This is a genomic window from Cognatishimia coralii, assembly GCF_037478305.1.
GTDB lineage: Bacteria > Pseudomonadota > Alphaproteobacteria > Rhodobacterales > Rhodobacteraceae > Cognatishimia > Cognatishimia coralii.
This window is the reverse complement of sequence record NZ_JBBGAZ010000001.1, coordinates 238,201-259,727: the sequence shown is the minus strand read 5'-3', so window position 1 is coordinate 259,727 and position 21,527 is coordinate 238,201. Positions and strand designations below refer to the sequence as shown.

General features: G+C 57.8%; 21 protein-coding genes. 13 read left to right on the top strand and 8 right to left on the bottom strand.

Annotated elements, in window-relative coordinates:
- Nucleotides 1-24: 24 nt before the first annotated feature.
- From WG622_RS01305 to WG622_RS01295, 3 genes are all read right to left on the bottom strand, one after another.
- A complete protein-coding gene (locus WG622_RS01305) occupies nucleotides 25-1,290 on the bottom strand; it encodes an MFS transporter (RefSeq protein WP_339401941.1) in 1,266 nt (421 codons plus the stop codon).
- A 159-nt stretch (nucleotides 1,291-1,449) separates the two neighbouring features.
- On the bottom strand, nucleotides 1,450-2,499 hold the full coding sequence (gene queA / locus WG622_RS01300) for a tRNA preQ1(34) S-adenosylmethionine ribosyltransferase-isomerase QueA (RefSeq protein WP_339401940.1): 1,050 nt from the start codon (nucleotides 2,497-2,499) through the stop codon (nucleotides 1,450-1,452).
- A 14-nt stretch (nucleotides 2,500-2,513) separates the two neighbouring features.
- Nucleotides 2,514-5,795 carry a YhdP family protein gene (locus WG622_RS01295; protein WP_339401939.1) on the bottom strand — a complete coding sequence of 1,094 codons (3,282 nt, stop codon included), beginning with the start codon at nucleotides 5,793-5,795 and terminating at the stop codon, nucleotides 2,514-2,516.
- A gap of 95 nt (nucleotides 5,796-5,890) precedes the next feature.
- Here WG622_RS01295 and bcp point away from each other — a divergent pair, with 95 nt between their 5' ends.
- The 5 genes from bcp to WG622_RS01270 all read left to right on the top strand — a co-directional run bounded on the left by bcp (nucleotide 5,891) and on the right by WG622_RS01270 (nucleotide 10,463).
- Entirely contained in the window at nucleotides 5,891-6,352 is a 462-nt protein-coding gene (gene bcp / locus WG622_RS01290) for a thioredoxin-dependent thiol peroxidase (RefSeq protein ID WP_339401938.1), read from the top strand.
- Complete coding sequence (locus WG622_RS01285; RefSeq protein ID WP_339401937.1) at nucleotides 6,352-7,167, top strand: ferritin-like domain-containing protein; 816 nt, start codon at nucleotides 6,352-6,354, stop codon at nucleotides 7,165-7,167. Before bcp ends, WG622_RS01285 begins: the two co-directional genes overlap by 1 nt.
- A 184-nt stretch (nucleotides 7,168-7,351) precedes the next feature.
- Nucleotides 7,352-8,659 (top strand): DUF5930 domain-containing protein, encoded by a 1,308-nt coding sequence (locus WG622_RS01280; protein ID WP_339401936.1) that lies wholly within the window; start codon nucleotides 7,352-7,354, stop codon nucleotides 8,657-8,659.
- A complete protein-coding gene (locus WG622_RS01275) occupies nucleotides 8,649-9,155 on the top strand; it encodes a bactofilin family protein (RefSeq protein ID WP_209356112.1) in 507 nt (168 codons plus the stop codon). The genes WG622_RS01280 and WG622_RS01275 overlap by 11 nt, the downstream gene beginning before the upstream one ends.
- Nucleotides 9,156-9,335: 180 nt before the next feature.
- Entirely contained in the window at nucleotides 9,336-10,463 is a 1,128-nt protein-coding gene (locus WG622_RS01270) for a cobalamin-independent methionine synthase II family protein (RefSeq protein WP_339401935.1), read from the top strand.
- Nucleotides 10,464-10,535: 72 nt separating this feature from the next.
- Here the strand turns inward: WG622_RS01270 and WG622_RS01265 are convergent, their stop codons facing one another.
- From WG622_RS01265 to WG622_RS01255, 3 genes are all read right to left on the bottom strand, one after another.
- Nucleotides 10,536-11,510 carry a DUF3179 domain-containing protein gene (locus tag WG622_RS01265; RefSeq protein ID WP_339401934.1) on the bottom strand — a complete coding sequence of 325 codons (975 nt, stop codon included), beginning with the start codon at nucleotides 11,508-11,510 and terminating at the stop codon, nucleotides 10,536-10,538.
- Nucleotides 11,511-11,717: 207 nt separating this feature from the next.
- Nucleotides 11,718-12,353, bottom strand: a complete 636-nt coding sequence (locus tag WG622_RS01260) for a peptidylprolyl isomerase (RefSeq protein WP_339401933.1) — start codon at nucleotides 12,351-12,353, stop codon at nucleotides 11,718-11,720.
- Entirely contained in the window at nucleotides 12,353-12,862 is a 510-nt protein-coding gene (locus WG622_RS01255) for a peptidylprolyl isomerase (protein WP_209356109.1), read from the bottom strand. Before WG622_RS01255 ends, WG622_RS01260 begins: the two co-directional genes overlap by 1 nt.
- Nucleotides 12,863-12,988: 126 nt before the next feature.
- Between WG622_RS01255 and WG622_RS01250 the strand changes: the two genes are divergently transcribed.
- From WG622_RS01250 to WG622_RS01220, 7 genes are all read left to right on the top strand, one after another.
- Complete coding sequence (locus tag WG622_RS01250; protein ID WP_339401932.1) at nucleotides 12,989-14,167, top strand: phosphoglycerate kinase; 1,179 nt, start codon at nucleotides 12,989-12,991, stop codon at nucleotides 14,165-14,167.
- Between the two features lie 116 nt (nucleotides 14,168-14,283).
- Entirely contained in the window at nucleotides 14,284-15,177 is an 894-nt protein-coding gene (locus tag WG622_RS01245) for a fructose bisphosphate aldolase (protein ID WP_339401931.1), read from the top strand.
- Nucleotides 15,178-15,321: 144 nt separating this feature from the next.
- Nucleotides 15,322-15,624 (top strand): FtsB family cell division protein, encoded by a 303-nt coding sequence (locus WG622_RS01240; RefSeq protein ID WP_209356106.1) that lies wholly within the window; start codon nucleotides 15,322-15,324, stop codon nucleotides 15,622-15,624.
- A 280-nt stretch (nucleotides 15,625-15,904) separates the two neighbouring features.
- Nucleotides 15,905-16,894: a pyruvate dehydrogenase (acetyl-transferring) E1 component subunit alpha gene (pdhA, locus tag WG622_RS01235; RefSeq protein ID WP_339401930.1), complete on the top strand. Its 990-nt coding sequence runs from the start codon at nucleotides 15,905-15,907 to the stop codon at nucleotides 16,892-16,894.
- A 9-nt stretch (nucleotides 16,895-16,903) separates the two neighbouring features.
- Entirely contained in the window at nucleotides 16,904-17,284 is a 381-nt protein-coding gene (locus tag WG622_RS01230) for a VOC family protein (RefSeq protein ID WP_339401929.1), read from the top strand.
- Between the two features lie 3 nt (nucleotides 17,285-17,287).
- On the top strand, nucleotides 17,288-18,652 hold the full coding sequence (locus WG622_RS01225) for a pyruvate dehydrogenase complex E1 component subunit beta (RefSeq protein WP_339401928.1): 1,365 nt from the start codon (nucleotides 17,288-17,290) through the stop codon (nucleotides 18,650-18,652).
- 12 nt (nucleotides 18,653-18,664) lie between these two features.
- Entirely contained in the window at nucleotides 18,665-19,960 is a 1,296-nt protein-coding gene (locus WG622_RS01220; RefSeq protein ID WP_339401927.1) for a pyruvate dehydrogenase complex dihydrolipoamide acetyltransferase, read from the top strand.
- A gap of 66 nt (nucleotides 19,961-20,026) precedes the next feature.
- Here the strand turns inward: WG622_RS01220 and cysE are convergent, their stop codons facing one another.
- The gene (gene cysE, locus WG622_RS01215) at nucleotides 20,027-20,827 is read right to left on the bottom strand and encodes a serine O-acetyltransferase (protein WP_339401926.1); all 801 of its coding nucleotides are present in this window, start codon (nucleotides 20,825-20,827) and stop codon (nucleotides 20,027-20,029) included.
- Nucleotides 20,828-20,909: 82 nt separating this feature from the next.
- On the opposite strand from cysE, the gene WG622_RS01210 reads away from it, so the two are divergent.
- Nucleotides 20,910-21,248 (top strand): TraR/DksA family transcriptional regulator, encoded by a 339-nt coding sequence (locus WG622_RS01210; protein WP_339401925.1) that lies wholly within the window; start codon nucleotides 20,910-20,912, stop codon nucleotides 21,246-21,248.
- On the opposite strand, the gene WG622_RS01205 is transcribed toward WG622_RS01210, so the two are convergent.
- Nucleotides 21,205-21,516: a DUF7742 family protein gene (locus WG622_RS01205; protein ID WP_339401924.1), complete on the bottom strand. Its 312-nt coding sequence runs from the start codon at nucleotides 21,514-21,516 to the stop codon at nucleotides 21,205-21,207. The genes WG622_RS01210 and WG622_RS01205 overlap by 44 nt on opposite strands.
- Between the last annotated feature and the right edge of the window lie 11 nt (nucleotides 21,517-21,527).

Sequence of the window (21,527 nt, the reverse complement as noted above, 5' to 3'; positions counted from 1 at the left end):
CACAAAATGCAACAAAGCGGATACTTAGCTCGCGGATTGTGCATCAGACTCCTCATCGATGGAATATTGAGCATATTCCTGCGCCGCTTCCATCGCGACCGAGGTCGAGGTCGGCAGAACCGGAGCAAAGCTGCCGGTTTCCTCAACAGACGGTGCCGCACGTTTGGTCATGCGGTACATGGTGTATAGCCCCATGATGCCGGTTAAGACCCCGAGAAATAAGAAATAAGCGCTGGTGCCAAGGTTGGTCATCAACCAACCGATGGCGATTGGACCCAGGACCGCGCCGCAGCCGTTGACGAACAAAAGGCCAGCGGAAGCCGAGGCCATATCCTCGCGCGACAGGAAGTCATTGGCGTGCGCGATCAGCAGTGAATAAAGCGGGTTTGTCGCGCCACCGACCACGAAAGCCGCGACCAACAGAAGTGTGTAAGATCCTGGAAACAGTAACCCAACTACCGCACCTGCCGTTGCAAAGGCTGAAACGGTAAAAATCACAACGCGGCGGTCCATGCGGTCTGAAAACCACCCAATAGGGTACTGGGTGACCACCGAGCCGATGTAGAACATCGCAATGAAGAGCGAGATTTCAGGGATGGTCAGACCGGCTTGCGAGCCAAAGACCGCAGACATGCCAAACTGTGCCGAGAAAATGCCGCCGAGGATGAACATGCCGACCACACCGAGAGGCGAGACATGAAAGATCTCGGTCAGCTTCATGCTGTGGGTGCTTTCAAAGGCCGGTGTGGGCGAGATTGACAGAAGGATCGGCGCGAAAGACAGAGAAACCAGGATAGACGGGATCACAAAGAGCACAAAGCCAGACGGATCTGCGGTAACCAAAAGGCCCTGGGCTGCGATGATGCCGGTGACCTGCGCATACATATAAAGCGAGAGCGTCTTGCCACGGTTTTCATTGGTGGCCGCATTATTGAGCCAGCTCTCTGCGGTCACATAAACCCCGCAAAAGCCAAAGCCGATGACCGCGCGGCAGAACATCCAGACCCAAGGGTCGGTGAGCCATGGGAAGACAATCAGAGCAGCCGAGATAAAAGAGCCAAGGGCTGCAAAGACCCGCACATGTCCGACTCGGCGGATCATTTCAGGGGCAAGACGCGAGCCCCCGAGGAAGCCCAAGAAGTAAGCAGACATGACGAAGGACATCTCGACGGTCGAGAATCCCTCGATCTCTCCTCGAATACCCAGCAAAGAGCCCTGAACACCGTTTCCAACCATCAACAGCAACATGCCAAGCATCAACGCCCATGTACTGGAAATCACCTGTCCCATTTGGAAACTCCTTACTGCGTGTGGTCACCCTAACAGAATCGCGAAAATTTACGTAGCCATTCGCGACACGCCAATTTGAATGATGTCGTTTCGCGCCCTCGCCCCAAACCCGCGATTTCTTTCAAAGAAATCGGCGTCGGAAACTTTCGAAGTTTCCGCCTACTTGGGAAACAAGATCGAAGAATCCCCGTATGAGAAAAACCGGTACTCATTGGCAATCGCATGGGCATAAACGTCTTTGATGCGGCCCTGTCCCGCAAGGGCCGACACGAGCATCATCAAGGTCGATTTGGGCAAATGGAAATTCGTCATCAGAGCGTCGGCCACATGAAATTCAAAGCCCGGAAAGATAAAGATATCCGTCTCGCCTTCCCAAGGCGCAATCGCCCCGGCCCGGCCTGCACTTTCGATCAACCGTAGCGCCGTCGTGCCCACCGGGATCACCCGCCCGCCCTTGGCCTTGGTCTCTGCAATCTCGGAGGCCGCCTTTTCGCTCACGCGACCCCACTCCGCATGCATCTTATGGGTTTTCACGTCCTCAACCTTAACCGGCAAAAACGTTCCAGCGCCGACATGCAGCGTGACAAAACTCATGTCGACGCCTCGAGCCTTGAGGCTTGCCAGAACGGCGTCGTCAAAATGCAACGACGCCGTTGGCGCGGCCACCGCCCCGGAATGTTTTGCAAAAACAGTCTGATAGTCGGTTTTGTCCTGCGCATCTGTGGCGCGTTTTGCGGCAATGTAAGGCGGCAAGGGCATCATGCCCGCCTGATCCAGCTCTGCTTCAAAACTCTCGCCGGTTAGATCAAATTCAAGCAGCCCTTGGCCGTCGGATTTCTCAACCAGCCGCGCCTTGAGGCGATCTGAAAACACAACATCCTCGCCCTCAGAAATCTTTTTCAAAGGCTTCAATAGCGCCAGCCAGCGCCCGTTTTCGCGTGGCTCTAACAGGGTCACTTCGATCTTTGCGCTTGTCGCACCCTGAGCCGACACACGATGACGCTGGCCGGTAAGACGCGCCGGGATCACTTTGGTGTCGTTAAAGACCAACCGATCTCCCGGCTCCAGAAAGGACGCGAGCTCCGTCACCCGACTGTCCACAATCCCACTGGGCCGCGACACCAAAAGCTTGGCCGAGGACCGCGGTACCGCAGGGCGCGTGGCAATCAACCGCTCGGGCAGGTGAAAATCAAAGTCAGAGAGCTGCATGGTATCTTCCGAAATTACTCGCTCGCCTCATCCAGCGAGGGAGGCGGGCGGCGGAAAATGTTCCGGAATATCCCTGGCGTCAAGACCGAGAGTGGGTTTACTGAGATCCTCAGATCCTCGACCGGTCCGCTGAGCGTGTAGTTAAGACCAAAAAGGCCTTCGCCCTTGCGCGCAATCGGGCGCCCGATGGCATTCAAAACGTAAATTGGCGAGACCACGCCCTGCATATCAAAGCTTCGCGTGTCCGTATGATAAATCCCATCCGCCGAGACGCCCATCGAGGGACCGACCGCGCTGCCCTGCGCAATAGCGATGCGGTTTGGGCCAATCCGAAAACGGGATTCCACGTCCGTGAACAAGATCCCCTCGCCCGCCATTTGATCAAGCAGACCCACAACCGAGACCGCATTCAACAAAGCTGCAAAAGCCGGTGCATCCTGAATGCGGACATCATTGATGATTGCCCGCCCGTCAAATTCGTTTTTGCCCAGCGGGTTCAAATCCAGCTGTAATGTGCCCCCACTCGCGTTGCGCAAGAATTCTGCTGACCGCAACACATTGCCCGCATCCGCCGACAATATCCGGATCGCGCTGCGCCCACCCACGGGCGTCAAAGACCCCGATATCGTGGCCCCGCCATTCACACGCGCGCGAAATTCGCCCTGCATGCCGCCACCTGCAAGGAACGAGCCGCCAAAGCTGGTCAGGTCAATCGTGTCAGACACCCGTACGCGGGACAGGTTTGCCAGAACCGGTGTGCGATCGCCGCCTGCACTACTTGCCTCTGGCAGTTTCCGCAGGTCCAAAGTACCGGACGTCAATTCAATTCCCGGCGTTATTTGTCCAGGACGGCCGGTGAGCTTCGCAGACCCATCGAACCAGTTACCAACCGTCAACCGATCAAGGGTAAATACATCCATCCCACCATCAGGCTTAAGCGTAATATTCCCTTGTGCTTCAAGCCCTTGGGCGGACATGAGTAGGTTCTCCACGCGCGCCGGTTGGTCCAGGGCCACAGTGACCGTCAGTTCTGCTGCCCGCGACGCAGGCTTGCTCCAGCCCAAGGTCGGAATGGCCATGCGCAGCCCACGCAGATCCGAGGTCACTTGCATTTCAGGCAGTTTGTCGCGCTCAAAATCAATCCGAATGGCCGCCTTGCCCTGCCCTGACAGCATCTCACGGCTCAGACCGAGGTTGAACTCATCCACCGTGCTCTCATTGAGCTCGACTGACCCCAAAAGCTGGCTTTTTCCACCGGTCTCTTGACCCAGCACCGTCGACCAAGTGGCCTCAATCGGCACGCTGCCGATGCGCCCGCGCCCGGCCACTGACACCGCCTGAGAGGTGGCTAGGATCGAGAGTTCGGGGGCCGCGATTTGTTTGTCGGGGACAAGCTGCGTCGAGCGAACATTGCGCGCGGTGGCGGCAATGTCGAAGTTGACCTCCTCTGGTTTCAGACCCTTGCGCAGGAACAGGTTGATCCTGCCCTCGACCTCGACTTCGCCCTCCGCCAGATCGACAGGCAGCCCCGCCTTGGAAAAGACCTCAAGCGGCTTGTGATCCAGCAAGCGCAATGCAGCAGTCACCGTGCCTCGGGTTTTCAGCCAGACCTCGGCGGGCCCCTGTTTGATGCGAGTATTGGGGATCACGAAACTTGTGCCTGTCGCATCCAGAACGCCGCCAGCGCCCGGCGCGACCTCTCCGCCCTCAGCCGTCACAACAAAGCGGTTGTCGACCCAAACCGCGCGCCCCTTTGCCTTTTTCACCGGCGGGAGCGTTTTGACATAGCGCACTTCGGCCTCGTCAAATTCAAAGTCCAGATAGATATCAGGCTTAGCGCCCGGCACCGCACGCAAGGCAAAGTTCACGTCACTGAGTTGCCCCGCCAAGATATTCTCATCGACCCATTTGCGCGGCTTGGGCTGGGCGTTTTCCGGCCACCAGCGGATCACTTCGCGGGCGTCCACCTCTGCCATTTGAGCATTCAGGCTGACCTTCCAACCTTCGTCAAGCGGGATGAATTGTCCTTTTGCGACAGCGGTTTGGCCCTCGCTTTTCAACAGAAACTCGCCCACATCGATGGTGAAATTCGTCAGATCCAGCCGAAAATCCGCCTGCGCATGATCAATCGAGACCGGTGCGCCGAACAATCCCGCCGGATTGCCGCTAAGGTCGGTGAATTTAAACTGTCCCCAAAGCGCTCCGGGAAGGCCGCCCTGCAGGTCGCGCAAATAGGCCACCCCTTCGGCGCGCGCCTGTCCCCAGGCGCTGTCCGCCACAAGTTCAGTGAACTCAATCGCGTCACTTTGAGGATCATAGGTGAAATGCGTCCCTGCTGATTTAAACGGCACCGGACGCACGACGCCACCGGGTTGCACAACGCCTTCGCTGATGCGCAGGGCCGCATTCAACGGGCCAAGGTCTCCGCTTTCATCAATCTCAAAGCGCATCGCACCGGAGATCGGCGCATCTAGGATGCTCAGCCATGTCAAAGCGGGTGATTGCGACGCGATGTCGGTGGAGGGTACGTCTTCAAAGTTCACACCGAATTGCGCTTCCGGTTGGCCGAGTTCGGTTTCGAAATTAAATTCAAGCGTGGACACATAGTCACGCCCGCCCAGCAAGGCGATATTCGTCGTCATGCGCAGCGCTTTGTCGTCGCGTGTCAGAAGGAAGCTGCCCCCATCCACCGTCCAACTGCGTCCCGCGCGCTGGTCGTCAAACTGAATGGTGATCGCATCCAGCGACACGCGCGAAAGGTTCTCAAACTCTGATGTCTGCAAGAGGCGGTCAATTTCACGTTCGATGTCACCCAAAGAAGTCGAGGTCGCAGCCCCGCCCTGCCCGCCGTCAATCGCCAGCGCGACCTCGCCTTCATCGGCGCGGGTGGCATTCAGGATCACCCCGGACATACGAATTTCACGCGGCGCGATCTGTCCCTGCAAAAGCTTGCGATATGACAAAGAGGCCTCAACTTCAGAGATCGACATCACAGGGCCACCATCGTCGGGCACCAGATCCAGACGTTCAAAGACCACATGCGGATGCAGATCATCCTCAATCAGCAAAGTCGCGCCTTCGAACTGGACGGATGCTCCGGGCACAGCGCCGGACAATTGCGTCACCAATTGAGCGTTGATCCAAGGCGCGACGTGGATTGTGCGTCCAATCGAGGTCATCGCTAGAACTGCCAGCCCCACACCAAGCACCAGCACGACACCCAAGCTCCACAGCCCCAGACGCCGCAAGCGCGACTTGGGTTTGACGGGATCAGGCTGGGTCATCTGTTCAGGCACGGCGGCTCGGGTAATTTTTTATTGCGGCAATCGGTTTCTTGTCGCGCTCTGCGCTCTACCATATAGGCTTCAAACTGAAAGCCCAAGGAGAACTCATGCCTGAGATCGGCGAGAACGCGCCCGACTTTACCCTGCCCAGCACCTCTGGCGAGGACGTCACCCTGTCCAGCCTGAAACCCAAAGCGGTGGTGCTGTTTTTCTATCCCCGCGACAACACTTCCGGCTGCACCAAAGAGGCCATCGGTTTTAGCGAGTTGAAAGAGGCCTTTGCGGCGGAAAACGTCGAGGTCTTTGGCCTGTCCAAGGACGATATGAAAAGCCACCACAAGTTTGTCGAAAAACAAGAGCTGACGGTCGAGCTGTTGACGGATGCCGACTCTGACGTGTGTGAGGCCTATGACGTCTGGAAAGAGAAAAAGATGTACGGCAAGACCTATATGGGCATCGAACGTTCGACCTTTTTGATCGATGGCGCGGGCAAAATCGCCCAGGTCTGGCGCAAGGTGAAAGTTCCGGGACATGTGGACGAAGTCATGGAGGCGGCGAAAGCGCTCTGATGAAGACCCTTGCAAACATGGCGGTCGAGGTGCTCTCGACCGCAGATGGCCGCGCGAAGACAGCGCTGTCTCGGGATTATGCGGCGCAGTGGTTTGCCGCGCGCGCGGCGGGTGAAACACCCGAAATCGGTGCCGCCACGCCGCCGTTGCATCCTGCCCGTCCAGAGAAACCGGAACTTTTGTCGCCCCGTGATGTGCCGCGCCGCCGCCCCGGCTCTCGACCCGGTCAGATCGCGCTTTTGCACGCGGTTGGGCATATCGAGTTGAACGCGGTCGATCTGCATTGGGACATCATCGCGCGGTTTACCGATGTGAAAATGCCCATTGGCTTTTATGACGATTGGGTTAAAGCCGCCGATGAAGAAAGCAAACATTTCAACCTGATCTGCGACTGCCTTGAGGATTTAGACAGTTTCTACGGAGACCTCCCCGCCCACGCCGGCATGTGGCGCGCCGCCGAGGACACAGTGGATGATTTCATGGGGCGATTGGCCGTCGTTCCCATGGTGCTGGAAGCGCGTGGACTGGACGTGACCCCTGGCATGATCGACATCTTCCGCAAAGCGAAGCTTGACCAAGTGGTCGAGGCGCTAGAGGTAATTTACGCCGAAGAAGTCGGCCATGTGGCCTATGGCTCCAAATGGTTCCACTTCCTTTGCGGCCGCCATGACCTTGATCCCAAAGAGGTTTTTCACAAGTTGGTGCGCAAATACTTCCACGGGGCCCTTAAACCTCCGTTCAATGAAGAAAAACGCGCCGAAGCGGGCCTGCCACCGGATTTTTATTGGCCTCTGGCCGATGACCCCAGACCTTGAGCTGACAGAGGCGGAAACAAAGCCTTAACAAAAGGTTAAACTTCGCGAGATGCGTGGACAATCAAAGCGGAAACTTGCCTGCGTCGTCAAAAACCTTGCCGAAACTTTACCTGCCCGTTAATGAAATTGGAGCGCCTGGGGACATTGGCGCACCAACGGGGAAAAACCAAAGGACTAAGACGTTTTGCGTGGAATTGCGTCTAAAATTCATGTGCTGCTAGAAAAGTGGTTCCCGGAACGCCGTTTGTTCCTAAGGTCCGACACGGACACACGCTTTATTCGCCTGAAACCTCACACCCAGCTGATGATCGCCGGATGCGGTGCGCTTGTGGTGGGCTGGGCGATTATCGTGACGGCCGTTCTGTTCATGGACTCGATCGGCTCTGGCAATTTCCGCGAACAGGCCAAACGCGATCAGGAAAACTATCAGCTGCGTCTGAACACTCTGTCTGACGAACGCGACCAGCGCTCGGCAGAGGCTTTGGCCGCCCAAGAACGTTTCACCGCCGCGCTTGAGCAGATTTCTTTGATGCAATCCGAGCTGCTCTCGGCTGAAACCCGATCCCGCGAGCTGGAAACTGGCATCGAGGTGATCCAGTCCACCCTGCGCCGCACAATGAAAGAACGCGACGAGGCCCGCACCGAACTCGAGCGCGTCACGGCAGATGCAGATGCCTATGTTGAATCCACCGTCGCGCAGGATCTGAACACCGAAGGTGTCGAATCCATCGTCACCGCCCTCGCTGAAACTGCTGCAGAACGCGACGAGCTTTTTGTACAAGCCCGCGAAGCTGTAGCAATCGCCGACAATATGGAACTCGAGCTCAAGCTGCTTGAGGAAATGAACGACCAGATCTTCACCCAGCTCGAAGACGCGATGACCGTCTCGGTCGAGCCTCTGGAAAAGATGTTTGCCTCTGCTGGCCTGTCTACTGATGCGCTGCTGGAAGAGGTGAAGCGCGGCTACACCGGCCTTGGCGGTCCAAACCTGCCTCTGACTGTTACCACCTCTGGCGGAGAACTGTCGCCCGAAATGAAACGCGCCAACGCTCTGCTGGGCCAGTTGGACCGTCTGAACATGTACCGCATCGCCGCCGAAACCACGCCTTTCGCCGTGCCTTACAAAACCGCAGTCCGCTATACCTCTGGCTTTGGCATGCGCTGGGGCCGGATGCACCGCGGTGCCGATGTTGCAGGCCCGCATGGCACCGATATCTTTGCGACGGCTGACGGAGTGGTCATCCACGCCGGTTGGTCCTCGGGCTATGGCAAGCTGATCAAGATCAAACATGCCCATGGCATCGAAACTCGCTACGCCCACTTGGCGAAATTCCGCGTAAAAAAGGGAGACCGAGTGTCGCGCGGGCAACACATAGGTGATATGGGCAACACAGGACGCTCGACAGGAACCCATTTGCACTATGAAGTGCGGATTAACGGTCGGGCCGTAAACCCGATGAAATTTATCAAGGCTGCAAGAGATGTTTTCTAAAAGCAAAATCAACGAACCTGCCGCAACACCTGCTGATACCGCAAAGCCGGTTCTGCCAGAAGCAGCCAAAAAGGCCGCTCCAGCAGCGGCCGCTGCCCCAGCCGCGGCGCCACGTCCAAAAGTGGGCGCATCCGTTTTGTCTTCGGACCTGCATGTCAAAGGCAATCTGAAAACCACCGGTGACGTGCAAATCGAAGGCACCATCGAAGGCGACATCCGCGCGCATCTTCTGACTGTTGGCGAAACCGCTACTGTCAAAGGCGAAGTGGTTGCTGACGACGTCGTGGTCAACGGCCGCATCGTGGGCCGCGTACGTGGCCTAAAGGTCCGCCTGACATCCACCGCGCGTGTTGAAGGTGACATCATCCACAAAACCATCGCCATCGAAAGCGGCGCGCATTTCGAAGGCTCTGTCCAGCGTCAGGACGACCCACTGGGTGGCGCAGGCAAACGCCCTGCCCCAGCGAAAGCGGCTCCGGCACCTGCTGGCAAATAAGCCTTGCTTAAATAGCAATCTGAAAAGCATCGCCTCGGCGGTGCTTTTTCATTTTTGGCCGCTGCTTCATTCACACGAATCTCACCCTGTGAGGCCTGTCAGCACATTTTTTAAGTTTTGACTTCGCCCCCGCTCCGACACCGCCTATGCTCTTCTCATATACAAGACGAAGGACGCAGTATGACCATCGAGACAACCCACGTCGGCAGCCTCCCCCGCGGTGACCACCTCTCGGAATTGCTTTTGGCCAAAGACAACGGCCGCGACTACGACAAGGACGAATTTGAGACGACCGTTCAGGACTCCATCACGGTGGCCGTGAAAAAGCAGCGGGAATCCGGCGTGACCATTGTCTCTGACGGAGAACTCGGCAAGGTCGGCTATTCGACCTACATGCAAGAGCGCCTAAGCGGGTTTGGCGGCCATATTGATCGCAAACCGGCAAAAGACCTCGCGGCCCATCCCGGTCTGGCCAAAAAGCTTAGCGCGATTATGGGTAGCCAGGAATTCACCCGTGCCTCCTGTGTTGGAGAGGTGAAACTGGTCAACCTCGAGCCTGCCCTTGAGGACATTCGCCGCTATAAAGAGGCGCTCGATAAAGAGGGCCAAGGAACGCGCGCTTTTATGAATGCGGCATCTCCGGGTCTGATCACAGCCTTTCAGGTGAACAAATACTACTCCAGCCACGAAGCCTATCTAGAGGCTTTGGCCAGTGCGATGCGCCCTGAATATGAGGCCATTCTGGATGCAGGTCTTGATATTCAATTCGACTGCCCCGATCTCGCGATGTCGCGCCACACGGGCTATCAGGACGCGACTGAAGAAGAATTCGTGAAAATGGCCGCCGCCAATGTCGAGGCTCTGAACGCCGCAACCGAAGGCCTGCCTGCCGACCGGATGCGGATGCACCTTTGCTGGGGCAACTACGAAGGCCCGCATGACCATGATATCGCCTTGGAAAAGGTCATTGATATCGTGCTGTCTGCGCGCCCGAACACGATCTTGTTCGAAAGCGCCAATCCCTGCCATGAACACGAATGGACCGTCTGGCGCGATGCCGATATCCCAGAGGATAAGATCCTCGCGCCTGGCGTGATTGACACCTGCTCGAACTATGTCGAACACCCAGAACTTATCGCCCAGCGTCTGCAGCGCTTCATCGATATTGTCGGGATGGACCGCGTGGTGGCGAGCACCGATTGCGGCTTTGGCACCTTCGCGGGCTATGGCAAGATTGACCCGGACGTGACGTGGAAGAAACTCCGCAACCTGCGCACAGGCGCGGATTTGGCGGAAGCGCGGAACTGATTATTCTGGATTGGTAACAAAAATAAGCCCCGCGAGATTTTCGCGGGGCTTTCTATTTTGGGAATACGGTGTTTACCCGTCCCCCAGCATCCACTCCCCATTCGGCCAGAACGCATGATAGGCGAAAGCAAACATCACATCATGCGCCAGATCCTTGCCGCTTGCGTCTTTCACACGCACGGTGCCGACCTCTTTGCTTTTCGCAATGTCACGCCCGTCCAATGCTGACGCCTGCCCTTCGGTCCATGTCAGCGTCACGCCTGCCTCGGTGACCTCTCCGGCCTCACGCAGCCGCGTCATTGGCCAGGCGCGGTCACCCACACGGATCACACGCACCAGCGGCGGAATGCCATGCGGTGGGTTTTCGCCTTGATAGAGGAACGGCCGCGCTGAACTGTCGTAATTCACGTAAGGATTGCGCCCGTAAGGCCGTCCGAACCGAGGCTCTGCCATCACCAAGCCATCCGGATTGCGCTCGGCGAATTGACGCCAGCTCTCCATCCAGGTCGGCAGGGTCGTGAGTTCGACCCCGTTCATCTCGCCCACAATGCCCGTGCCAATGGCCTGTTGCCACCAGCTTTCGGTCTCGCGGTCATACATGACCATGTCCGAGTTGCGCAGCTTGCCAGAGACGCCGAAACTCAGCACGCGGTCGCCGACCCGCCTATCAAAGGTGATACCGGAATTGCAAAGCGGGCAGAAGGTGACAGCGACGGGGATATCTCCGACCTGATCATTCACGATTTCATGCCATGTGAGGTAACGGATCGGATAGGCCCGCGGCAGCTCGCCTTCGATTTCAACCGTGATCACCGGCTCGCGCTCGCCGATCTGCGCGCCTTCTTTGATTGGCACCATGACCGGGTCGTCAATTGCTGGGATGCCGTCTTTGGGCGGGCCGCCTGACAGGATTTCCGTCCAATCCTCAATCGAGGTCTGCTCAAAATCCGTATTGGGCCACTCAAAGACCCAGCGCGCGGGGCTTGCGAAAGCCGAGCTTACGGCGAGGCTGAGGCCTGCGGCGAAAAGGATAGATCGTGCGAACATGATGGGGCTCCCTATAACGTTAGCCTCATCTGGGACCAATAAACCCCACCTGCATAGCCCCCCTAACGTGCTTGTGATGGGTGGTCATCGGTACCGCAGGGCCATCGTCGAACCGACGATGGCCCTGCCTGCGTTCGCAGGCGCTTCGAGCCGGAAACAAAAAAGGCCCGGGAACCCCCGAGCCTTTTCAATGGTATAATCGGAACCTTAGTTCTGTGTGACCTTCACCGAAACCATCCGGTCCGGATCCCCGTCCACAGCCCCCGAGCGCGGATGCCCGCGTTTGATCGCATCGACCACATCCATGCCCGAGGTCACTTGACCAACAACCGTATATTGGCCGTTTAGGAAATAGCCCTGATCAAACATGATGAAGAACTGGGAGTTCGCAGAATCTACGCTATGACCGCCCCGAGCCATCCCAACCGTGCCACGCTCAAATGGCACCTCAGAGAACTCCTGCAGAAGGTCGGAATAGCTAGAGCCACCGCGACCCGCCATGCGCTTGTCACCGCCAACTTTGCCGAACTGCACATCGCCCGTCTGGGCCATGAACCCCTCGATCACGCGGTGGAAAATCACGTCATCATAGGACCCTTCCTGCGCCAGCGTCACAATGCGCTCGACATGGTTCGGAGCAACGCCCTCCAAGAGGTCGATCACAATCGTACCCTCGGCCTCACCATTGACGGTGATTTCCAGACCGTAGTCTGGCAACTGGCTGCTGACCTCGGTGATATCGGTCAGCCCCGGCGTGCCTTCTTGCGCCAAAAACACAGCGCCCACACCCAGAACTGCCACCATCATGGCGACACCGACGAGTTTGTTGCTCCCGCCGTTCATTATTCCGCGTCCGCTGCGACTTTGACCGAGATCATACGATCAGGATCCATTGGCGGCTCGCCACGTACGATGGCATCCACATGCTCCATGCCCTCAATCACACGGCCATAGACGGTATATTGACGGTTCAGGAAGTGGTTGTCCTTAAAGTTGATAAAGAACTGAGAGTTCGCAGAATCTGGCATTTGGCTACGTGCCGCGCCCAAGGTGCCGCGATCATGAGGCACACCAGAGAATTCCGCCTTAAGGTTCGGCAGATCAGATCCGCCTGTGCCCGCCATGCGGATATTAAAATCCTTTTCCATATTGCCGTTGGCCACGTCGCCGGTCTGCGCCATGAAACCGTCGATCACGCGGTGAAAGCAGACGTTGTCATACTGACCCGAGCGCGCGAGTTCCTTCATACGCTCACAGTGACCAGGCGCCACGTCAGGCAAAAGTTCGATGACGACCGTGCCGTCTTTGAGTTCCATCAGGATGGTGTTTTCGGGATCTTTGATCTCGGCCATTTGGCTGCTCCGTTTATATTCGTTGAAGCTAACCTAGTGCCTCGCCAAAGGATTGCCAAGCTGCCATTGACCTGTCGCATTAATCCTATATGCACAGGGCAAATTCGGGACATTGGAGACGGCATTATGGCTTGGAAAACCCTCGACGACATGGATCTGGCAGGCAAACGCGTCTTGGTACGCGTGGACATCAACGTTCCTATGGAAGACGGCAAGGTTACCGACACCACCCGGATCGACCGTATCGTGCCGACCATCCACGATATCGTGAAGGCGGGCGGCTCCCCTATTATGCTCGCGCATTTCGGTCGCCCGAAGGGGCAATATGTCCCAGAAATGTCACTGAGCCCGCTCGTGCCCTATCTTGCTGAGGCTTTTGGCGAAGAGGTCACCTTCATCGAACGCCCCAGCCGCGAGATGATTGACGATCTGCCTGCCACCGCGGTTGTTCTTGTCGAAAACACCCGCTTTACGGCGATGGAAGAAGCCAACGACCCGCAAATGGCTGGCTTCCTTGCCACTTTGGGCGACATCTATTGCAACGACGCCTTCTCTGCCGCCCACCGCGCGCATGCGTCGACCGAAGGCGTGGCGAAACTGCTGCCAAACTGCGCAGGCCGCCTGATGCAAGCCGAACTCAGCGCTTTGGAAGCGGCGCTGTCCACGCCAAAACGCCCCGTTGTCGCGGTCGTCGGCGGCGCGAAAGTGTCCACCAAGCTGGAACTCTTGGGCAACCTTGTTGCGAAAGTCGATCATCTGGTGATTGGCGGCGGCATGGCCAATACATTCCTTGCGGCCCAAGGCATCGACGTGGGCAAATCGCTTTGCGAACATGACCTCGCCGACACCGCCCGCGAAATCCTTGCCAAAGCCAAGGACGCAGGCTGCGACGTGGTTCTGCCCTCTGACGTGGTCGTCGCGCGTGAATTCAAAGCCGGAGCCGACAACGAAACCGTCGCCTCTGACGCCTGCCCTGCGGACGCTATGATCCTTGACGCTGGCCCTCAGTCAGTTGCCCGCATCGAAAGCATTCTGGCCCAAGCGAAGACCTTGATCTGGAACGGCCCTCTTGGGGCGTTTGAAATCGAGCCCTTTAACGCCGCAACCAACGCCGCCGCCAAAGCCGCGGCTGACCTCTCCAAAGCAGGCAGCTTGGTGTCGGTCGCAGGCGGCGGCGATACCGTCGCGGCCCTCAATGGCGCAGGCGCGGCCGAGGACTTCACCTATATCTCCACCGCGGGCGGCGCCTTCCTGGAATGGATGGAAGGCAAGACCCTACCCGGCGTGGCAGCTCTACAATCCTAGCCATTCGGCTTAACCTTTTCTTTTCCGGAGAGGGTTAGCGGTACCAGCATTGCGCGCCTTCTGGGGCTGACCTAGAAGGAGCCTAACACTCCTATTTTCTGCCAAAGGATACACAAATGTCCAATTCCGCCCAGACCGACCTCATCGCCAAAGGCCAAGGTTTTATCGCAGCATTGGACCAATCCGGCGGCTCGACGCCCAAGGCGCTGCGCCTCTATGGTGTTGAGGAAGACGCCTATAACGGCGACGAAGAAATGTTTGGAATGATCCACGCCATGCGCGCACGGATCGCGCAATCTCCGGCGTTTAACGGTGACAAAGTGGTCGGCGCGATCCTGTTTGAACGCACCATGGATGGCGAGATCGACGGCATCCCAGCGGCGCAGTACATCTGGGAAAAACGCGGCGTGGTGCCTTTCCTGAAGGTCGACAAAGGCCTTGAGGCCGAGGAAAACGGCGTTCAACTGATGAAGCCGATGCCAGATCTCGATGATCTGCTGGATCGTGCGAATGCGGCGGGCATCTATGGCACCAAAATGCGCTCTGTGATCTCTGCCGCTAATGCCGAGGGCGTCAAAGCCAATGTCGCGCAACAGTTTGAAGTCGCAAAACAAATCATCGCCAAGGGCCTCATGCCAATCATCGAGCCAGAGGTGACCATCACCATCGCAGACAAGGCCGAAACCGAAGACCTCGTGCGCGATGCAATCCTTGCTGAGCTCGACGCGCTGGATGACAATCTGCAAATCATGCTGAAGCTCTCGCTGCCCACCAACGCGAACCAATACAAAGCGCTGGTGGATCATCCGCAGGTGCTCAAGGTGGTTGCCCTCTCTGGTGGCTATTCCCGCGAAGAGGCCAATGGCCTTCTGGCCCAGAACACCGGCATGATCGCCTCTTTCTCGCGCGCCCTGACCGAAGGCCTCAGCGCGCAGCAGACCGAGGACGAGTTCAACGCGGTGATCGCGGATAGCATCGATGGGATCTATCAGGCCTCTATCGCGGGTTAACGTCCTTTAACGATCTGACTCCAAACCGAAAAAAACGAATCGCCCGTGCATTTTAGGGATTCACAGGGCGAATCACCTGTGGCATACTGTGTCTCATAGAGGGTCGCAAAAGACCCCGTCCATTGAGGCAGATTGGCAGTTACCATGGCAGTCACAAAATCCCGTCCGGCCGTTGGCCCTATCCTGTTTTTCGGGGTGGCGTTCAGCTTGGCAGTCTATTTCACCTTCGCCGCTGTGCAGGGGGAATACGGGCTGTTCAGCCGGACGGAGATTCTGGCAGAAACCCAGCTTTTGGAAATCCAACTGGCCAGTATGCAGGACGATGTGGCGCGCATGGAAAACCTGACGAGGCGCCTGTCTGACGATTATCTGGATCTGGACCTCTTGGACCAACAGGCACGCTCTGTTCTGGGCCTCATTCGCGGCGACGAGATGGTGATCCGCTAAGCCGAGCCTTGCGCCGAACCGAGGGTTGGCGCTCTAAGCTCTCTTTAGGCCAGTTTATCTCACAAACTCCGTGTGACATTGATCTTTCACGTCTAGGCTCACCAATGCGCCGACCCTTGGGGTCGGTTCGGAGCAGGGCGTGGCGGGCCTACGGCCCTTGCTCCACGCCAGTCGCAATACATCACGCAAAATTTCTCTGGCCTAACCGCGCTGCCCGTGGTTTTAATAGCTCAAACAGAATTTAGTTTAACGCTAAACAAAGCTGGGAGGAGCGTGCCGAATGGCTGCGAAGAAAGCTGCGAAAAAGCCCAATGTCAGTGGCGACGAGCTGAAAGAATACTACCGAGAAATGCTACTCATCCGCCGGTTTGAGGAAAAAGCCGGCCAACTCTATGGCATGGGTTTGATTGGCGGGTTCTGCCACCTCTATATCGGCCAAGAAGCCGTTGTGGTGGGCCTTGAGGCAGCCACGGAAGAAGGCGACAAGCGCGTCACATCTTACCGTGACCACGGCCATATGCTGGCCTGCGGCATGGATCCCAACGGTGTTATGGCCGAGCTCACGGGCCGCGAAGGCGGGTATTCCAAGGGCAAAGGCGGCTCTATGCATATGTTTTCCAAGGAAAAACATTTCTATGGGGGACATGGCATCGTTGGCGCTCAGGTGCCGATTGGCGCAGGTCTGGCCTTTGCGGACAAATACAACGACAACAAACGCGTGACCTTCACCTATTTCGGCGATGGCGCGGCGAACCAGGGTCAGGTCTATGAGACCTTCAATATGGCCGCGCTCTGGGATCTGCCTGTGGTTTTCGTGATCGAGAACAACCAATACGCCATGGGCACCTCGATGCAGCGCTCAACCTCGACGCCTGACATCTACACCCGCGGCGCAGCCTTTGGCATACCGGGCGAAGTCGTGGACGGTATGGATGTTCTGGCCGTGAAAGCTGCTGGCGAAAAGGCCGTCGCGCATTGTCGCGCGGGCAAAGGGCCGTATATCCTCGAGGTCAAAACCTATCGCTATCGCGGCCACTCCATGTCGGATCCGGCGAAATACCGCACCCGCGAAGAAGTCCAGCGCGTGAAATCCGAACGCGACCCGATTGAGCGCGTGCGCGAGATGCTTCTGGAAGGCAAGCACGCCTCAGAAGAGGACCTCAAAGCCATCGACAAAGAGATCAAGGCCATCGTCAACGAAAGCGCCGAGTTTTCCAAAACCAGCCCCCTGCCCGCCGAAAGCGAGCTGTGGACGGACATTGTGGCATAGGGAGGCAAGATGGCACATTTTGAAATTCACCTCGCGGATGTCGCGGCGGGCAAGGCCTTCTATGGCGCGCTCTATGGTTGGACGTTTGACGCCATGCCGGGCGGCGAAGAGATCGACTATCAGCTCGCCAGCGGCAAAGGCTTGGGCGGCGATCTGACCATTGGCCTCATGAAACGCTTGAATGAAACCCCTGCCAAAGGCAGCGCGATCCGGGGTGGCACCATGACTTTTGAGGTCGATGACTGCGACGCAAGCTACGCCTGGGCGCTGGACAATGGCGGGGCCGAGGCTCTGCCGCCGATGGATTACCCAGGCATTGGCCGTTGCGCCTATGTGGAAGACGGCCAAGGCAATGTGGTCGGAATGATTACCCCGGTGGAAGGACAGTAAAACATGGCAATCAATATTCTCATGCCCGCGCTTTCGCCGACGATGGAAGAAGGTACGCTGGCGAAATGGCTGGTCAAAGAAGGCGATGAGGTCAGCTCGGGCGACATCATCGCGGAAATCGAGACCGACAAAGCGACGATGGAATTCGAAGCGGTCGACGAAGGTGTGATCGGCGCGATCCTGGTCCCTGAAGGCACCGAAGGCGTGCAGGTGAACACCGCCATCGCGACCTTGCTGGAAGACGGCGAAGAGGCCGGCGCGGCGCCCGTGGCGCAAGCGGCGGATGAGGCCCCTGCACCGGCGGCAAACGCTGCGCCCACGGCAGCGGCCCCTGCAGATCCCGTACCAGTTGCCAACACAACACCCGATTGGCCCGAAGGCACAGAGGTGAAATCCACCACCGTCCGCGAAGCCTTGCGCGACGCCATGGCCGAGGAAATGCGGCGTGAGGCCAATGTCTTCCTCATGGGTGAAGAGGTCGCGGAATACCAAGGGGCCTATAAGATCTCGCAAGGCTTGCTCGATGAATTCGGCAGCAAGCGGGTCATCGACACGCCGATCACCGAGCATGGCTTTGCCGGTATCGCAGTCGGCGCAGCCTTTGGCGGCTTGAACCCGATAGTCGAGTTCATGACGTTTAACTTCGCCATGCAAGCGATTGATCAGATTATCAACTCTGCCGCCAAGACGCTCTACATGTCCGGCGGTCAGATGGGCTGTCCGATCGTCTTTAGGGGCCCCAACGGTGCGGCCGCCCGCGTGGCCGCGCAGCACTCGCAGGACTATGCGGCCTGGTATTCGCAGATCCCGGGTCTCAAGGTGGTCATGCCCTATTCGGCCTCTGACGCGAAGGGCTTGCTGAAATCGGCCATCCGCGATCCGAACCCCGTGATCTTCCTTGAAAACGAGATTCTCTACGGGCGGTCTTTCGACGTCCCCGTCATGGAGGATTTCACCGTCGAAATCGGCAAAGCCAAGATCTGGCGCGAGGGCTCTGATGTGACCATCGTGAGCTTCGGTATTGGCATGACCTATGCACTTGAGGCAGCAGATAAGCTCGCCGAAGACGGCATCTCCGCCGAGGTCATCGATCTGCGGAGCTTGCGCCCGATTGACTATGACACGGTGCTTGCGTCTGTGATGAAAACCAACCGCTGCGTGACCGTTGAGGAAGGCTGGCCTGTCGGCTCCATCGGCAACCACCTCTCAGCGACGATCATGGAACAGGCCTTTGACTATCTGGACGCGCCGGTCATCAACTGCACCGGCAAAGACGTCCCGATGCCCTATGCCGCCAACCTCGAAAAGCTCGCGCTGGTGACGACCGACGAGGTCATCGCCGCCGTCAAGCAAGTCACCTATCGGTAAGGAGAATTTGACATGGCAGTAGAAATCCTAATGCCCGCGCTGTCTCCGACGATGGAGGAAGGCACACTGGCGAAATGGCTGGTGAAAGAGGGCGATGAGGTGCAATCAGGCGATGTGATCGCCGAGATTGAGACCGACAAAGCCACGATGGAATTTGAAGCGGTCGACGAAGGCGTCGTGGGCACGATCCTAGTGGCTGAGGGCTCCGAAGGTGTGAAGGTCAACACCGCCATCGCGATCCTTTTGGAGGATGGCGAAGAGGCCGGTGCGGCCCCTGCTCCTTCTGCTGCAGCGGCGGCTCCAGCACCGGCGGCGACACCTGCGCCTGTGGCAAGCGCGCCAGCCCCGGCGACTCCGGCTGCGCCCAGCACCGCAAGCGGTGACCGCGTGTTTGCGTCCCCCCTCGCGCGTCGTATCGCTGCGGATAAGGGCATTGATCTGAGCACCCTCAAAGGTTCAGGCCCCAAAGGGCGGATCGTCAAAGCGGATGTTCTCGGCGCAACAGCAACGACTGCATCGGCATCCGCTGCGGCGCCCTCCTCAGCGCCTGCACCCGCTGCAGCTCCGATGGCTGCTAGCCCATCAGCCGACATGGTCGCCCGAGCTTACGAAGGCCGCATCTATGAGGAAGTCTCGCTTGACGGCATGCGCAAAACCATCGCCGCGCGTCTGACAGAGGCCAAACAGACAATCCCGCATTTCTATCTTCGTCGGGATGTGAAACTCGATGCCCTTCTGAAATTCCGCGGTGAGCTGAACAAACAGCTTGAACATCGCGGCGTGAAAGTCTCGGTCAATGATTTCATCATCAAAGCCTGCGCGCTGGCCCTGCAACAGGTGCCCTCCGCCAATGCGGTCTGGGCCGGAGATCGCGTTTTGCAGATGAAAGCCTCCGATGTGGCCGTTGCAGTCGCCATCGAAGGCGGCCTGTTCACGCCTGTCCTTCAAGACGCCGACGTGAAATCCCTCTCTGCGCTGTCGACCGAAATGAAAGACCTCGCCACCCGCGCCCGCGACCGCAAGCTCGCGCCGCATGAATATCAGGGGGGCAGCTTCGCGATCTCAAACCTCGGCATGTTCGGCATCGACAATTTCGACGCCATCGTGAACCCGCCACATGCGGGCATTCTGGCCGTTGGCGCTGGTGTGAAAAAGCCTGTGGTCCAAGAGGACGGCACGCTCGGTGTCGCGACTGTTATGAGCGTCACGATGTCGGTCGATCACCGCGTGATTGACGGCGCGCTCGGTGCCGATCTGCTCAAAGCCATTGTTGAGAATCTGGAAAACCCAATCGCAATGCTGGCCTAAGCCCACCCCCAGAAACGCAAAACGCCGCCTCAAACGGGCGGCGTTTTCCATTTCTATATCAGAGACTTAAAGCTGCGTCTGATCCATGCTCACCGCAGGCTGCGAACATCCCGCCTCGCCCACGATCTTGGCCGGAACACCCGCGACAGTCTTGCACGGCGGCACTTCTTCCAGCACCACAGACCCCGCCGCAATCCGAGAGCATTCGCCCACTTTGATATTGCCGAGCACCTTCGCACCGGCACCAATCAGAACGCCATCACCAATCTTCGGGTGACGGTCCTCTTCTTCTTTGCCAGTGCCACCAAGGGTTACCGAATGCAGCATCGAGACATTGTCCCCCACCACAGCGGTCTCACCAATGACGATAGAATGGGCGTGGTCGATCATGATGCCCTGCCCGATACGGGCCGCCGGGTGGATATCGATGCCAAACACCTCAGAGCTGCGCATCTGGAAGAAATAGGCCATATCCTTACGGCCTTCATTCCACAGCCAATGCGCAATCCGGTAACATTGCACCGCCTGAAAGCCCTTAAAGAACAACATCGGCTGGATATACCGATGGCACGCAGGGTCACGCTCATAGACGGCCATGATATCGGCACGTGCCGCCGTTGAGATCCTTGGATCCATGGCAAACGCCTCTTCACAGATCTCGCGCAAGAGCTGCTCTGACATCTCGCCCGAGGCCAGTTTCAGCGAGATACGATAGGCCAGCGCCTGTTCAACCGACTTGTGGTGCAGGATCGAACTGTGGACCAAGCCGCCCAACAGAGGCTCTTCTCGCACGGCACTTTGGCCCTCGTCCAGAATACGCTCCCAGACCGGATCAATCGCTGTCACAACATTCTGTATTTTAGCCATCTCGGTGCTCCTTTGGCCTCTATCCTATACGACTTAGGAAAAATGAGGCAAATTCAATAGTGTTGTGGACAGGATCACGCCTATGAATGCAAGTGCAGAGGCCGAAATTAGGGAAATCATTCTCCAAAAGCTTGCCGAATTGGAAGAGCAGGATCGTTTGGGACGTGACGGTCAGGCGGTGGTCGAGCTGGATCAACAGGCAGTCGGGCGGCTTTCGCGCATGGATGCGTTGCAATCGCAGGCCATGGCAAAAGCCACTCAGGCCCAGCGGGAAATACAGGTAAAAGCGCTGAACGCTGCTCTGAAACGCATGGAAGACGACGACTATGGTTATTGTCGGGATTGCGGCGAGGACATCCCAGATGCGCGGCTCAAACTCAATCCGGCGGTTCTGAAATGCATGTCCTGCGCGACTGGCTAAGGCGCCAGGTCTTTAAGGCATCCAGCGCGCAAGCAAAGGCGTCGCAATAGGCGGGGTCGCTCAGATCGTCCTGCGTTCTGGTCTCATAGGCCAGCATTGCAAAGCCCATAACGCTGCCATTACCCCATGTGGGGTGCAGCCGCCCAAACCGCTTGCGGTATTTGTCGGCCACATGCGCGCGCTCAAACGCGGCCTGACAGGCAAAGGCACGGTCCGGCGCGGGAACCTCTGCAATGCCGCGCGCCAAGGCCATAAGGTCTCCGATCATCACGGATCGCA